The 15,742-nt window shown below is 36.3% G+C and carries 12 protein-coding genes; 11 read left to right on the forward strand and 1 reads right to left on the reverse strand.

Going from position 1 to position 15,742, the window contains the following annotated elements:
• Positions 1–253 precede the first annotated feature (253 nt).
• The 6 genes from AC6CHR_RS14745 to AC6CHR_RS14770 all read left to right on the forward strand — a co-directional run bounded on the left by AC6CHR_RS14745 (position 254) and on the right by AC6CHR_RS14770 (position 8,925).
• Entirely contained in the window at positions 254–3,697 is a 3,444-nt protein-coding gene (locus AC6CHR_RS14745) for a glycoside hydrolase family 2 TIM barrel-domain containing protein (protein WP_498249754.1), read from the forward strand.
• Between the two features lie 191 nt (positions 3,698–3,888).
• A complete protein-coding gene (locus tag AC6CHR_RS14750; protein WP_498249755.1) occupies positions 3,889–5,076 on the forward strand; it encodes a glycerate kinase family protein in 1,188 nt (395 codons plus the stop codon).
• Positions 5,073–6,524: an SLC13 family permease gene (locus AC6CHR_RS14755; RefSeq protein ID WP_498249756.1), complete on the forward strand. Its 1,452-nt coding sequence runs from the start codon at positions 5,073–5,075 to the stop codon at positions 6,522–6,524. The genes AC6CHR_RS14750 and AC6CHR_RS14755 overlap by 4 nt, the downstream gene beginning before the upstream one ends.
• 261 nt (positions 6,525–6,785) lie before the next feature.
• Positions 6,786–7,913, forward strand: coding sequence for an SGNH/GDSL hydrolase family protein (locus AC6CHR_RS14760; protein WP_498249757.1), 1,128 nt, complete (start codon positions 6,786–6,788; stop codon positions 7,911–7,913).
• Between the two features lie 82 nt (positions 7,914–7,995).
• Positions 7,996–8,502: a YehS family protein gene (locus AC6CHR_RS14765; RefSeq protein WP_498249758.1), complete on the forward strand. Its 507-nt coding sequence runs from the start codon at positions 7,996–7,998 to the stop codon at positions 8,500–8,502.
• A gap of 132 nt (positions 8,503–8,634) precedes the next feature.
• Complete coding sequence (locus AC6CHR_RS14770) at positions 8,635–8,925, forward strand: nucleotide pyrophosphohydrolase (protein WP_498249759.1); 291 nt, start codon at positions 8,635–8,637, stop codon at positions 8,923–8,925.
• Positions 8,926–9,421: 496 nt separating this feature from the next.
• On the opposite strand, the gene AC6CHR_RS14775 is transcribed toward AC6CHR_RS14770, so the two are convergent.
• Complete coding sequence (locus AC6CHR_RS14775) at positions 9,422–10,348, reverse strand: glycosyl hydrolase (RefSeq protein WP_498249760.1); 927 nt, start codon at positions 10,346–10,348, stop codon at positions 9,422–9,424.
• A gap of 198 nt (positions 10,349–10,546) precedes the next feature.
• Here AC6CHR_RS14775 and AC6CHR_RS14780 point away from each other — a divergent pair, with 198 nt between their 5' ends.
• The 5 genes from AC6CHR_RS14780 (at position 10,547) to AC6CHR_RS14800 (ending at position 15,380) form a co-directional block, all read left to right on the forward strand.
• Complete coding sequence (locus AC6CHR_RS14780; RefSeq protein WP_498249761.1) at positions 10,547–11,110, forward strand: biotin transporter BioY; 564 nt, start codon at positions 10,547–10,549, stop codon at positions 11,108–11,110.
• A gap of 69 nt (positions 11,111–11,179) precedes the next feature.
• On the forward strand, positions 11,180–12,649 hold the full coding sequence (locus AC6CHR_RS14785) for an AMP-binding protein (RefSeq protein WP_498249762.1): 1,470 nt from the start codon (positions 11,180–11,182) through the stop codon (positions 12,647–12,649).
• Complete coding sequence (locus AC6CHR_RS14790) at positions 12,642–13,736, forward strand: acetyl-CoA C-acyltransferase (protein ID WP_498249882.1); 1,095 nt, start codon at positions 12,642–12,644, stop codon at positions 13,734–13,736. The genes AC6CHR_RS14785 and AC6CHR_RS14790 overlap by 8 nt, the downstream gene beginning before the upstream one ends.
• Before the next feature lie 30 nt (positions 13,737–13,766).
• Positions 13,767–14,204, forward strand: a complete 438-nt coding sequence (gene fabZ, locus AC6CHR_RS14795; protein WP_498249763.1) for a 3-hydroxyacyl-ACP dehydratase FabZ — start codon at positions 13,767–13,769, stop codon at positions 14,202–14,204.
• A gap of 96 nt (positions 14,205–14,300) precedes the next feature.
• A complete protein-coding gene (locus AC6CHR_RS14800) occupies positions 14,301–15,380 on the forward strand; it encodes a PQQ-dependent sugar dehydrogenase (protein ID WP_498249765.1) in 1,080 nt (359 codons plus the stop codon).
• Positions 15,381–15,742 lie beyond the last annotated feature (362 nt).

Below are 15,742 nucleotides of genomic sequence, written 5' to 3' on the forward strand. Positions count from 1 at the left end.
AGCTGTATCAAATTAGTAAAATCAATTAGAAACATCTACATTCTTGTAGATGTTTTTTTGTGGAGTAGTTAATTTATGCTGTAGCAGGGAATCCTATTAGTTTGTCGAATTGGGTTTGAAAGGGCTTACGAAGTTGGAATTATTTAATAAAGGTAAATCAAATGCTGCTAATCCTATCAGTCTACGATCACAGATAGTCTACCTGTATTAGCCTTCACAATAATAATAAGTACAGAAAGAGAGTTGTCTACATTTGAATAAGAGAATCCTGTTTAATGATGGTTGGGAGTTTGCCAAAAGTAGTCTAGAAGTTTCAGAGAGTGATACAAAGGCATTTGAACCGGTGGATCTCCCTCACGATTGGCTTATCTATAATACATTAGATCTTTATGAGAACAGTATTGGTTGGTATCGCAAGCGATTTACATACGCTAAAGGTGAAGACGAGATACTTCTATGTTTTGATGGGGTATATATGGATTCGTCTGTTTATGTAAATCAACAGTTTGTAGGAGAATGGAAGTATGGTTATTCTTCTTTTGAACATGAGATAACGGATGCGCTCGTGGAAGGGGAAAATGAGATCCTTGTAAAAGTCGTGTATCAGAGTCCCAATAGCAGATGGTATTCGGGAGCTGGCATCTATCGTAATGTGTGGCTAAAGACACGAGGTACGAATCATATTGTAACAGATGGTATTTACATAACGACGGAACAAAAAGATAAAGGGTGGAAAGTTGAAGTTGATACAGTTCTGAACACTTCTGAGGATTTAGAAATCTCACATTCTATTATGTACAAGGATCAGATAATTGCTACTACATCAAAAAGAGTCGTTGCAGAAAGCGACTCATTTACAAATAACCGACAGACATTGATTGTCGAAGATCCTTTGTTGTGGAGCACTGATGATCCGAATCTTTATCAACTTATTACAGATTTACATATAGTTAGAACAGATAAGGATGGTTTGCAGCACACAGAGAAAATAGAGTCTAAAACTCAAAATATTGGATTTCGGACAATTATTCTTGATCCGCAGCATGGTTTTTTGCTAAATGGAATAAAAATGAAATTAAATGGAGTATGTGAACATCATGATTTAGGAGCATTAGGTGCTGCATTTAATAAAGCGGCCCTTAAAAGAAGGTTTGTGATCTTGAAGGAAATGGGAGTTAACGCTATTCGTACGGCTCACAATATGCCTGCAAAAGAACTTATGGATTTGGCAGATGAGATGGGAATGCTAATTGTCTCGGAAGCCTTTGATATGTGGGAAAGAACAAAAACCCCATATGATTACGCGAGATTTTTTGAAGATTGGGCTCATATTGATGTGAAAAGTTGGGTAATGCGTGATCGGAATCATCCGAGTTTGCTAATGTGGAGTATTGGAAACGAGATTTATGATACCCATGCTGATGAAAGAGGGCAAGAAGTAACAAAAATGCTCATGGATTATGTAGAAAAGTATGATCCAAAAGGAAATGCGAGCGTTACAATTGGCTCGAATTATATGCCATGGGAGAATGCGCAAAAATGTGCAGATATTGTTAAGGTTGCAGGCTATAATTATGCAGAAAAATATTATCAAAAACACCATGAGGAACACCCTGATTGGATTATTTATGGTAGTGAGACAGCTTCTGTCGTTCAAAGTAGAGGCATTTATCATTTCCCATTAGAACAAGCCATTCTTGCCGATGATGATGAGCAGTGTTCGGCCCTTGGAAACAGTACAACGAGTTGGGGAGCAAAGTCAGCAGAAGCATGTATTTTAGCAGAAAGAGATACACCTTTCTCTCTCGGTCAATTTATTTGGACTGGATTTGATTATATAGGTGAACCTACACCTTATCATACGAAGAACTCTTACTTCGGACAAATTGATACTGCTACCTTTAAGAAGGATTCGTATTATCTCTATCAAGCAGCATGGACAGATTATAAGACAAAACCAATGGTGCACCTTTATCCTTATTGGGATTTTAATAATGGTCAAACGATCGATGTTAGAGTATGTTCAAATGCGCCTAAAATCGAACTGCAATTTAATGGAAATACAATAGGAACCCATGATATTGACCATGAACATGGAACACAACTTGTTGGATGGTGGAAGCTGCCTTATGAAGAAGGTGAATTAACAGCGATAGCCTATGATGAAGCAGGTAATGTCATTGCAACAGATCGTAGAACATCTTTTAAAGATGCGAAAAGGTTAAGCTTACATGCTGATACAGAAAAAATAACTGCAAATGGTACCGACTTACTATTCATAGAAATAAATACAGAAGATGAATATGGTAATGTAGTTGAAAATGCAAATAATCGCGTGTCTGTTCAGGTTACAGGGGCAGGTCGTCTGATTGGACTGGATAACGGGGATAGTACAGATTATGATCAATATAAAGGGATAAGTAGAAGATTATTCAGTGGGAAGTTAATGGCAATTATAGGAGCAACATCAGAACCTGGAAAGATTCAGGTAAACGTATCCTCTAAAGGTTTAGAAGGACAAGTTGCAGAATATGATGCTCTTCCGATGACAGATGGGGCAATAGAAGGAATTTCGGCTCAAACGAATAATCAGGAACTTCCATGTGTCATGGGAAGTGATAAGGAAATACCTCTGCGTAAACTTGAAATTATTAGCGATTCTGGACAAGTGTTTGATGAGGCCAGAAAAGAGCTGCATGTTCGAGCTAAATTATATCCTGAAAATACATCTTACCAAGAGGTAGAGTGGAATGTAGTGAATGATGCTGGAATCCTATCAAATATTGCACAGGTAAAAGAATTTGGTCATGAAGCGAAAATCACTGCTTTAGGAGACGGGGAATTTCGGGTACGTTGCACGAGTAAAAATGGAACGGACAAGACAAAACTCATTTCTGAACTAGAATTTAAAGCTGAAGGCCTTGGGACAGCTTATAAAGATCCTTATGGATTTATCTCTGCAGGACTCTATGATTATAGTAAGGGTGAAGTAGGAAGCGGAAACGAACGTGGAGTAGCTACAAGTAGGGATGGTGAAACCCAAATTGGTTTCCGTGAAATCGATTTTGGTCCATATGGATCTGATATGATAACGATCCCGATCTTTTCTTTAACAAATGAAGAATATGCGCTTTCCATATGGGAAGGAATGCCTGATGAAGAGGGCAGTACACTACTTGCTGATGTTATCTATCAAAAGGTATCAAAGTGGAATGTATATCAAGAAGAAACCTATCGTTTGTCAAAAAGACTTCAAGGGATTACGTCAATTTGTTTCGTTCTTCAACAAAAGGTTCATATTAAAGGCTTTTCTTTTGAGAAAAGACTAAGAGCTTTTGAACAGAATTTCGCTTCGCAATGCGACCATATTTATGGTGATACATTTACCATTATGGAGAATAGTGTTGAAGGGATTGGAAATAACGTTTCTTTAGAGTTTGATGATATGGATTTTACAAGTGAAGGCGTTAAGAAACTAGTCGTTTATGGTAGATCACCTATTGATAAAAATACGATTCAAATCCGCTTTGCTAATGAGAAAGGGGAGAGTAATCAACTTGTTGAATTCACGCAGTCAGATGAATACGAAGAGAGAGCATTTGAATTAGATAATGTTACCGGAAAACAAAAGGTGACCTTCATATTCCTGCCAGGGAGCAATTTTGACTTTGGTTGGTTCCGTTTTGCTGACAAGTAATAACCTAAATGTGCTAGAAAATTAATATATTCCCTCGGACTTTTGTTCTGAGGGGTTTTTTTTGTTATAGGGGGAGCCTATGATTCTACTTATTGATTTTATACTTAACTTTTAATGATCCTCTCATTATCTTCTAATTTACTGATAGTACATTTGAAAGTACTAAAAGTATTTTTGGGAGGAATGTTTAGATGAAAGTTGTAATCGTGCCGTCGGGGTTTAAAGAATGTCTAGATGCTGGGGAAGTAGCTTTAGCAATGGAACGTGGTGTGAGACGTTTTGATCAGTCTATCGAAATGGAAGTTATACCGATGATTGATGGTGGAGAAGGCTTTGCGAAGACAATCGTTCACATAAAAGGTGGAGAATTAATTTATAAAAAAGTGAGAGGGCCAGTTGGGAAGAAGATCAAGAGTTATTTTGGTATTTTTGTAGAGAATGGTAAGCGTACTGCTGTAATTGAAATGGCGGCAGTTTCTGGATTAAAACTAGTACCTCGTAATCAAAGAAACCCTTTAAAAACGACTACCTATGGTGTAGGAGAATTGATTCTCGCTGCCCTTGATGAAGGAGTTGACAATATTTTAATTGGTTGTGGTGATTCTGGCACATCAGATGGTGGGGCAGGAATGGCGCAAGCATTAGGAGTTGATTTTTTTGATAAGAAACAAAGAATTGTTGATATCAATGGTGGAGAAGATTTAATGAAGGTAGATTCGATAATGGTGACTAATATAGAGAGACGACTACAAGATGTTTCCATTAATGTTGCATGTAATTGGAAAAACATCTTATGTGGGGAAAATGGTGTCGCACGTATATTTGGACCTCAAAAGGGAGCGACTCCAAAACAAGTCGAACGATTATCATCCGCATTAGAACAGTATGCCACTGTTATTCATGAAGCATTTGGGATAAATGTACGTTCATTGCCAGGCAGTGGAGCATCAGGTGGGTTAGGTGCAGGACTCATTGCGTTTACAGGTGCGATATTGCATCCGCGATTTGATATTATTATGGACTACATTAATATAGAAGAAACAATTTCAACTGCAGATATTGTCTTCACTGCAGAAGGTAGTTTAGATTTTCAAACGCCAAATGGAAAGATCCCAGCAGAGGTTGCGCGTATTGCGAAAAAAAACAACACCCCAGTCATTGCGATCACTGGGACAATTGGTAAAGGAGCAAATTTAAACTATCAAGCAGGTATCGATGCATATAGTAGCATTATCCAAAGACCAATATCTTTGGAAAAGGCGATACAAAAGGCACCAAAATGGATAGAAGAAAGTACGGAGTCGGCATTAAGACAAGTTGCTATTGGTCTAGGAATTGCTGAAAAAAGGCATCCAAAAGAAGGCGTTTATCAAAAATGAATCCGAAAATGGAGGAACACATCGAAAAGTATAATCCAATTAGATCAACGAAAAAACAATTATCTATAAAGCCATTAGTGATCATCAGTATACATATCTTAATCATATTAGTCATCGTAGTGATTGATGATCTGGACTACCGTGCAAAGATATCTTTATTTGCATTTTTATCAGCTATGACGTTATGGATCACAACTAAAATCCCCGCAGGATTTGTAGCCATTGCGCTCCTTGCATTCATCATCATTATGAATGCTGGAGATGCGGATTTGTTATACGATTCACTTTCTGAGGAAGTAGTATGGCTAATGGTAGGCTCTTTTATCATTGGTGAAGCAGTTAAAGGATCAGGGTTAGCAGAACGTTTAACTTTTTCAATATTGAGAAAGTCTAATAAAAAAAGCAATGTGCTCCTGGGGTTAAGCTCAATTCTATTTGCTTCAGCATTTTTTATTCCTTCTACTTCAGGTCGGGCTGCGTTATCCATGCCGATCATTAAGCAGCTAAGCAAAAAGTTTTCAACTAAAGAACAAAGTGTTTTGGCTATTATAGTACCAGTAATCATATTAATGAGTACATCAGCTACTGTTATTGGGGCAGGTTCGCATTTAATTGGTATTAGTATACTTGAAAGCACGGTGGATCAATCAATATCCTATATTCAATGGTTAATATGGGGAGTGCCCTTTGCTTTTGTAATTACATGTTTATCACTATATTTAATAAAATGGATTTTGTGGCCGAGAGATGGGTTCAGGGAAATAGAAAGCGTTCAAACTCAAGGAAGTGTTATCTGTAAAAAACAGATAAATCGAGAAGAAAGAAAGACTGTAATCTTGATTTTGTTTTTAGTTCTCGGTTGGGTGACTGAAAGCTTACATGGCTATGATATAGCGTTTACTACGATGGTAGGAGCGATCTTAATCATGATGCCGAAATACGGAATTATTAGTTGGAAACAAGGAATAAATTCAGTATCCTGGAATTTGGTTATATTTGTTGCTGCAGCATCTGCACTTGGAAAAGTGTTAGTTGATACAGGCATCGTTAAATGGATTGAAGCAGAGATGTTAAAATTTTTACATTTGTTTATAGGTGCTCCTGATTGGCTCATTGTTTTGCTTATCTTGCTTGTAACCGTGACAAGCCATTTGTATATTACATCACATACGACACGAGCAGTTATTTTTATACCAGGTTTATTATTATTTAGTGAAACAATAGGGATTAATCCTGCAACAGTTGTTTTTATGAGTTTAATAGGTATGAACTATTGTGTGACAGTTCCTGTAAGCTCCAAAGCATTGCTTCTTTTTTATGAGGTAGGAGAGGTTTCATATGATGCTAGTCATCTATTAAAGATAAGCGCTATATTAATGCCTCTTTATATAGTAGTCATCATGTTATTTTATTTTTCCTATTGGCAGTGGACGGGCCTTCAGCTATAAAATTACACTCTATATACTAGGATTGTTTAGATTGGTATAGAGAATATAGTCCATGATATTAAAAGTACAGGATTTCCTTCATAATTGCAGACTCAAAGGTAGTTTGCTTTAATAGTATGGTGGGATTCCTTATTTGCTAGTGAATTTATTTATACTTTTATGATGGTTTTGCCTTTAGTTAGTATGAAGGTTCGATAATAATTACTTAGAACATGTATTTGAAAATACATAAAAAGTGAAAGATAAATAGGTGGGGATATAATGAAGGAAAATCAAAATTTAAAGATACATACATTATCTGATGTAGAAAATTTAAACGTTCACGGTAGAACAACAGGTTGCCTTTCTCCTTTAACATTGTTTTGGACAGGAAGTGCGATTGAGTTAAATGCTAAAGGGTCTGAACTTTGGATAGAAGTAGAGGTAGATTATGAACTTTATGAGCAATGGATTAGTATTGTCATTAACTCGGTACCTGTAGGTAGACAAATGTTAACAGCAGGAAGGTATTGGATTTGTTTATTTAGAGGCATGAATGAACAAACGATAAAAAATGTTCGCATGGTAAAAGACGTACAAGCAATGAGTGGAGATCCAAGTTCCTCTTTGCAGATACATGCAGTGAAGTTTGATGGAGAATTTTTGCCTATTGAAGAAAAACCATATAAATTTGAGTTTATTGGGGACAGTATAACCTCAGGAGAAGGAATAATTGGGGCAAGAGCTGAAGAGGACTGGATTTCGATGTGGTTTAGTGCGGTTAACAATTATAGTACAATGACAGCAGAAGCTTTACATGCGGACTATAGAATTATTTCTCAAAGTGGATGGGGAGTTCTTACAAGCTGGGATAATAATCCTAATGCTAATATTCCAGACTATTACGAGAAGATTTGTGGACTTCTTACAGGAGAAAAAAATGCAGCACTAGGAGCTCTTAAAGAAAATGATTTCGAGTCCTGGCAACCAGATGTGGTCGTAGTTAATCTTGGAACGAATGATGGAGGAGCTTTTACTTCACCAGAATGGAAAGATGAAGGAACTGGGAAGACTTTTAAACAACGTTTAAATGAAGATGGTTCTTTTAATGAAGAAGATGTAAAATCATTTGAAGACTCGGTTGAGACTTTTCTTAGCAAACTTAGAAAATATAATCAAAATGCGCAAATTGTATGGGTATATGGCATGTTAGGTTTGCCAATGATGCCAAGTATCTACCGTGCAGTTGATATGTATAAGAAGAAAACAGGAGATCATAAGGTTTCTGTTTTTCAACTTCCAAATACAACAGATAAAACAGTAGGTTCTAGAAGCCACCCTGGAATTGGGGCTCATGAAGAGGCAGCAAAAGAGTTAACTGGGTATTTAAAACAACTATTAGATAAGTAATAATGATTGACTCTAGCAGGTGAATAGGTTATACAATTCGAATAAAGGCATTTACTAAAATAATTTATAAAGAGGTTACCAAATGGAAAATAATGATATATTAATTCGATTAAGATATGCTTTAGATATAAAGAATAAAGATATGGTGGAGATATTTAAACTGGGTGGAATCGAAGTAACAAAGGCAGAAGTACTAAAAATACTCACAAAATCAAATGATAATTATGAAGATGATATCGAAAATGAAGATACTATTTTTTGTGATGATCATATGTTAGAGTCATTTTTAAATGGCTTTATTACTTTTAAAAGAGGAAAACAAGAACCAAAACCAGGACAACCAAGTAATCCAGCAGTGTCTTTAAATAATCATGAAAGTGTTAATAATCTTCTTCTGAAAAAATTAAAAATAGCACTAGAATTAACAAGCGAGGATATGCTTGATGTATTAGATGATGCTGGAGTCCTTGTAACAAAAGGGGAACTAAGTGCTCTATTAAGAAAAGAAGGGCATAAGAATTATAAAGTGTGTGGTGATCGATACGCCAGGAATTTCCTAAAGGGCTTAGCGATAAAATATAGAAATTAAGAGAAGCTGGTTGACTTCACCAGAATTAGCTGAAAAATAGACTTTTCAAGCAAGTATAAAGAAAAAGGATAGGAACTCGGGTCCGATCCTTTTTCTTTTGCTTTCTAGAAAATTATCTGATAAGGAGAAAAAATGGAAAAACTAATGAAAGAAATTACTAAATTTAGAGACGAGCGAGGCTGGAAACCATACCATAAAGAAAAGGACCTAGCCATTTCGATTGTATTAGAAGCAAGCGAACTATTAGAAAACTTTCAGTGGAAATCAAGTGAAGAGGCAGTAGGAGAAACGAAACAAAATATAAAGGAAGAAATGGCGGATATTCTCATTTACCTTATTCAACTAGCAGATAAAATGGATATTGATTTAGAACAGGAAGCTTTTATGAAATTAGTAAAGAATGGTGAGAAGTATCCTGTTTAGAAGCAAACATTTAAGGCCTTTGTCTTAGTAAAGGAATCGTGTCTAATGTACAGGCTTTTATTTTGATAGTTAATTTCAGAAAACGGGCAAAACCCTCTTTTTTATACAGATTCTAGGTCTCTTAATAAGCCAGAACGTTGTTAAAGCAAAATTATATAAAATTGTGTAGAAATGATAAAAAATGACCAAGAGCCAAACTAATGTTTATTAAGGGTTTGGCTCTTGTGTTAACTTCTTTTTATCTTACTTTTTTTCATTACATAATTGTAAGATTAGTATAAAAATACAAATATTCATAAAATCGAAAGTTGTATGAAGTTAAGTCTATAGATGCAATAGTTGGTTTCGGTATTGAATTTATTAGACCAATTTTAAAATTCGATCATAAACAGTTCAGTGCCTCTCCCATATGCAAAAACACTTCAATGTATGTGGGGAGAGGTACCCTTATCTGGAACTTCTTCTATTGCTGAAGCTTTTTCTAATATAGTTATCGTTAAATAGATTTCAAATCAGGAAGCTTATCCAAAGTGATCACGTAATCATGATTATAAATGGTATTCAAATAATTCTTCGTGTTCTGTTCCTTTATGTGTATTGTATGCCAAGTTAGAAACCACGCCCACTTTGCACCATCCTTAATTAAATCATCAGGATTAGGAATTGGTCCACACTCATGGTAAGCAATCGGTATATCCTTGCCCGCTATGTTCTCAACCTTTTTATAAAGGTCAATTTGTGTTCCGGAATTATATGTATCTGCACCAGCAATATCAACATATTCATTGCCTGGATACCAACCATCTTTAATCTCTCCACTGTAGCCTAATACCCATATTAGGTTGTTTAATCCGTGGTGGACTGTATAGCGCTCAACCATTAGTTTCCAAAGTTTTATAAATTTTTCAGGGCCAGCTTTTCCCCACCAGAACCATGCTCCGTCGAATTCATGAAATGGTCTCCATAGAACAGGGACATTAGCTTCCTGTAATTTCTTTAATTCTTCTGCTACTCTGTCCATCTGAGCAATCATTCCATTGTAAAGGTCAGTACCTTCCGTTAAAGCTTCGTTCAAGTCGATAGTGCCTTTACTAGATTCATAACCAACGCCGTCTGGTGGTGTTCCCCAGTGCCAACAGGTTGAGACAATTCCACCTTTTTCCCACCAATCGATTGATCTTGTGGTAACGCTATCAAAATCCTGGTTAATATAGTCAAAACCACGTATTGCAGGTAGCTTGCCTGTTGCTTTAAGGATATAATCAATTTCATCATCTGGTGGTGCCTTTCCATCAGATTCCTGTTGTCCAGTGAGGATGCCTTTTTCGTGCATACTACGAATATAGTTATACAAATTAATGGCTTCCTTTGTCGGATGTTGACTCAACAGATTTCTGCCCTGTTTAGTGGCATTCTTTAACATGTTATTTCCTCCCTAAGTCCTCGATAATTTCTATCTACATTCTATAGGAAGTATAATTAATAGTCGAGGAGGATAAGAGAAAGGCAGATGTCTTAGTTATTGGTCAGTATAATATGTTAACCTGATTTTATATAGGTTGACATATATAATTACATCCATATAAAATAAAGAAATCATATAATTTGTTGGAGGATGCTTATGAAAATACATGACATGACATTGATAGCTTTATTTGCAGCGCTAATGGGAGCCTTAGGTATAGTACCACCGATCATGTTATCATTTTCACCCGTTCCGATTACGCTACAAACACTAGGAGTTTTGCTTGCAGGTGGTGTCCTCGGTGCTAGATTAGGAGCGATAAGTCAAATTGTTTTTCTCTTGCTAATTGTAGCAGGAATGCCGTTATTATCTGGTGGACGAGGTGGAATTGGTGTGCTATTTGGACCTAGTGCTGGATACTTAATTGCCTATCCTTTAACGGCTTTTTGCATTGGCTACCTCCTATCCAAGGTCAAAATTCAATCTTTGAAAACCATTTTACTTACAAATCTTACGGTCGGCATTTTTCTCATTTATTTAATTGGAATACCGGTTCAAGCATTTATGATGAAGATTCCACTTTTAGATGCAATTAAATTAAGTCTTATCTATATTCCAGGAGACACATTAAAAGCGATATTGGCTTCATTTTTAATAGATAGGTTAAGAAAATCTCCAGTCATCTACCGTCAATTACATAAATCAACTAAGTCTCTATAAATCTACGTATTTTTTCTTTGGATCTCTTTTCTAGCAGAATGAACTTATTTTATATAGGGGGCATGATTATTGACGACCATCACAAATACTTACAAAAGGCATTCAGATACTTTCCCAGATAAAATCGCTATTAAAACAAGTGAGGAAACGATCAATTTTAGGGAATGGAATGAGCTTGTCTGTCAAACGGCGAACTGGTTTCAGTCAGTGGTAAGTTCAAATAAATATGTAGGATTATTCATGCCAAATGGGATACCTTTTCTGCAAACCTTTTTGGGAGCAGCAAAAGCAGGCTGGATCGCAATGCCATTAGATAGTAGATGGAAAGAAACAGAAATAACGCAACGATTGGATATTTTACAACCATCAATTGTTATAACAACAAAGAATCATGTCCGAAAAATACAAAATATCTTTCAGAAGGTATTGGTTTGGGAAGATTGTTATAAAGAAATTAGAGAAATGGGCGTATCAGAAGGGGATAACCATAGAGAAGATCATCCCTTTTATTTAGGATTTACCTCTGGTTCAACTGGGGAACCTAAAGCATTTCTTCGCTCACATTTATCATGGATAAACAGTTTTGAATGTACGAAGTTTGATTTTGGTGTAGAAGAACATGATCATATTTTGATTCCAGGATCTCTCATTCATTCTCACTTTTTATATGGGGCAATTAGCACACTATTTTTAGGTGGGACTGTCTATCTACTAGAAAAGTTCTCTATTAGCCAATCAATATCTTTTCTTCGGAGATATCCGATATCAGTCATTTATGTTGTACCAACTATGCTAGAAGCATTATTAAAAGAAAACGGTTCGATAAAGAAGAAGATAAAAGTCATTTCATCAGGAGCTAAGTGGGAAGAACATACAAAAAAGGGTATTCTAGATCGTTTTGATATGTTTGAGTTATATGAGTTATATGGTGCTAGCGAGCTGAGCTTTGTAACGGTATTAACACACCAGGAAAATAAAATAATGTTCAACTCTGTTGGAAAGCCATGCCATAATGTAGATTTACAAATACGTAAACCTCAAAATGAATTAGCTAAAACAAATGAGGTCGGTAAAATTTATGTAAAAAGTAAGCTGTTTTTTGATGGTTACATAGATAAAGAAGAAGGGACGATTCAATCGATAATAGATGAGGACGGCTGGATGACAGTTGACGATATGGGATATGTGAATGAAGAAGGTTATTTATATATTGTAGGAAGAGAGAAGAATATGATCCTATACGGAGGAATGAATATCTATCCAGAAGAGATCGAGGCAGTGATTTCCACACATCCTGATGTGGAGGCAGTTGCTGTTATAGGAGTGAGTCATCCTTATTGGGGACAGATTGTCACAGCGTGCATACAAGGGAAAACGAACAGAAAAGAATTAAGAAAGCTTTGTAAAGCTACATTGGCATCCTATAAAATCCCAAGAGCATGGCACTTTATAGACACCATCCCTTTGACAACAAGCGGTAAAATAGCACGTCCCTTCATTCAAGAAATAATTAAGGGGGAGGTGAATACCAATAAATAGAGCGGTTATTGTTGAAGCGAAACGAACTCCAATTGGTAGAAAAAATGGAATGTTAAAAAGGATACGTACCCATGAATTACTAACACCCCTTCTTACTTATATGGCAAACAAGGCTGGAACTAAAATTGATGATGTCATCTTAGGAAATGTCGTTGGTCCTGGTGGAAATATAGCTCGGTTGTCCGTGCTAGAAGCGGGCCTTCCTTTACATGTACCTGGCTTAACACTTGATCGACAATGTAGTGCTGGCTTAGAGGCAATTCGCATGGCGTGTTACCTTGTACAGGGAGGAGCGGGGAAAAGCTATATAGCAGGTGGTGTTGAAAGTACAAGTACTTCTCCTTTTCTAGAGAGAGCACGTTTTTCCCCAGAGAAAATAGGGGACCCAGATATGGGAGTTGCTGCTGAAAATGTTGCCCTTATGTATGGAATTACGAGAGAGATGCAGGATGATTATACAATCTTAAGCTATGAGAGAAGTATCGATGCCTATCAAAATGGGCTGTATGATCAGGAGATATTGCCGATTGGATCCTTTCTTCATGATGAAGAATTAGGTAAAAAACGTCATTTTGAAAAACTTGTAAAGCGGGCTCAACCAGTGTTCTTAAAGAATAAAGGGACTGTAACAGCAGCAAATAGCTGTGGAATCCATGATGGTGCAAGTATTGTGTTGGTAATGGAAGAGTCTGAAGCATTAAAACGTGATTTTCAACCAGTGTTACGCTTTGTTGATAGTGAGGTGAGTGGTGTAAATCCCAATTATCCAGCTATTGCTCCTGTACCTTCGATAAAGAACTTATTGTTGAAAAATCATTTAGAGGTGGGGGATATCGGTCTTTTTGAAATAAATGAAGCATTTGCTTCAAAGGTTGTCTCTTGTGCGCAAGAACTGGCAATTCCTTGGTCTAAGCTTAATGTTCATGGAGGTGCTCTTACTCTTGGACATCCCTATGGAGCATCAGGGGCAATCTTAATTACACGTTTATTCTATGAGGTAAAGAGAAGGAAGGATCTTAAATATGTCTTGGCAGCTATCGGAAGTGGTGGAGGAATTGGAATTTCTATTTTATTTGAAGTCGTGTAGTCATTTAAGCTGCTGCTTGGAGGCATAGGAATGGTAGAATCTCAAAATGTTAAAGAGAGGATTATACATAGGTATCCGTTTCTTTTGATTGATGAAATTATTAGCTTAGTAGAAGGGAAAAGCGCTGTCGGAATAAAAAATGTAACCGAAAATGAGCATTTTTTTAAAGGGCATTTTCCTGAATATCAAATAGTGCCCAGCTGTTTGATAATAGAAGCATTAGCTCAGATAATTGGAATAGCGATGTCTTCGAAAGCAGGAGATCAAGGACGCTTAGGATTTTTAGCTGGAATAGATAATTGTTATCTTAAGCGGCAAGTAAGACCAGGGGAACAATTACAGCTTGAAGCTGAAATAACTAGATGTAAAGGAACGAGCGGAAAAGGAAAAGGGATCGCAACTGTTCATGGAGAAGTAGTTTGTGAAGTAGAATTGCTATTTTTATTTGTTGAATATACGTTTGACTAGTTAATCTTAATAGACTAAAAAACAATCTTTGTTCTTTTTATTCGCTATACAATATGGTTAAACTAGTTTTAGGCAATTAAACGAACATTCATTGAGGTGATAAAACTGAAACGATTTATTTTCACACTGATTTTTATTGTTTTTCTTTCTGGTTGTACACCTAAAGATGAGTTTAGCAGAGAAGAAAACGAAGATGTAACCGAAGTATTTGCAAGACAGGCTGAGATTATCGCAACAGATTTAACAATCCTTTGGAATATTACGAAAAATAATAATACCTTTTATTTAAGTCAACGATCAGGAAATATGATAAAGGTAGATGAGGGTAGCGGGTCAAAAACAGTACAAAATGTTCAGGTTACAAAGGATATTTTACATGAAGGCGAAGGTGGATTATTAGGTTTTATTCTTGATCCTGAGTTTAGTGAGACGCATGAAGCAATTGCTTATCATACATATGAACAAAATGGCGACATTTACAACCGAATTGTCACTCTTAAACTCAATCAAAATACGTGGGAGGAAATAGGGGTTATTCTAGAGGGTATACCTGGTGGAAGAATTCATAACGGTGGACGAATTAAGATAGGGATGGATGGTAAGTTGTATGCTACAGTTGGGGATGCTGGAAACCCAGATCATGCTCAAAATAAAGAAAGCTTAGCTGGGAAAATTTTGCGCATCGAATTAGATGGTACTGTGCCTACCGATAATCCTTTTAAAAACTCATTTGTGTATTCCTTCGGGCACCGAAACCCACAAGGATTAGCTTGGGATGATAATGACAGATTATATAGCACTGAGCATGGACAAACGGCCCATGATGAAATTAACTTGATTGAGCCTGGAAAAAACTATGGATGGCCAATCATTGAAGGGGATCAACAAGCACCCGAGATGGTTTCCCCGATATTTCAAACTGGGGAAGACACCTGGGCTCCATCAGGAATTGCTATTTTAAAGGGAAAAATCTATGTAGCCACTTTACGAGGTGAAAGTATCAAGGTTTTTAACTTGACCGACAATAAGGTCAATACACTATTTCAAAATGTAGGTAGATTACGTGATGTTCTCATAGAAAAGGATAGATTATATACAATTACAAATAATCGTGATGGGAGAGGGAATCCCAGAGATGGTGATGATAAATTACTCAAGATTTCTTTAGATGAATAGATAACAAAAGGAGAATTGAGCGCATTAAGGGGTATTAGAATAATTAGTGTTCAGCTATGTGGAGTGCGAATGCGAGAGTAAATCGTTTTAAAATAGGGGCAGGTAACCACTAAGGTATCCAGCTTCTATTTTTTGTTATCCAATTTTCCTTAATTCTTTGTTTCAGGGAGTGGATCATACTCACTAAATGACTTCCATTTATCTTATCTCCCTATTAAGAAGGATGTTATGGATCTAGCGAAAGGGTATAATAAATTAGGAGAAGTAGACATTAAAAGGGATGATATTGTGTTGTTTGCAAAGTAGACAATTGAATAGAAAATCACCATACATTTTGTATATAAATAACTTAGGATGAACAT

The organism is Metabacillus sp. GQ13, from assembly GCF_059758525.1.

Excerpts from the sequence above, each read along its gene's own strand:
- AC6CHR_RS14765 (WP_498249758.1), top strand. The coding sequence starts at position 7,996 with ATGGAAAATAATGATATATTAATTCGATTAAGATATGCTTTAGATATA.
- AC6CHR_RS14755 (WP_498249756.1), top strand. The coding sequence starts at position 5,073 with ATGAATCCGAAAATGGAGGAACACATCGAAAAGTATAATCCAATTAGA.
- AC6CHR_RS14760 (WP_498249757.1), top strand. The coding sequence starts at position 6,786 with ATGAAGGAAAATCAAAATTTAAAGATACATACATTATCTGATGTAGAA.
- AC6CHR_RS14775 (WP_498249760.1), bottom strand. The coding sequence starts at position 10,348 with ATGTTAAAGAATGCCACTAAACAGGGCAGAAATCTGTTGAGTCAACAT.
- AC6CHR_RS14770 (WP_498249759.1), top strand. The coding sequence starts at position 8,635 with ATGGAAAAACTAATGAAAGAAATTACTAAATTTAGAGACGAGCGAGGC.
- fabZ (WP_498249763.1), top strand. The coding sequence starts at position 13,767 with ATGGTAGAATCTCAAAATGTTAAAGAGAGGATTATACATAGGTATCCG.
- AC6CHR_RS14780 (WP_498249761.1), top strand. The coding sequence starts at position 10,547 with ATGAAAATACATGACATGACATTGATAGCTTTATTTGCAGCGCTAATG.
- AC6CHR_RS14750 (WP_498249755.1), top strand. The coding sequence starts at position 3,889 with ATGAAAGTTGTAATCGTGCCGTCGGGGTTTAAAGAATGTCTAGATGCT.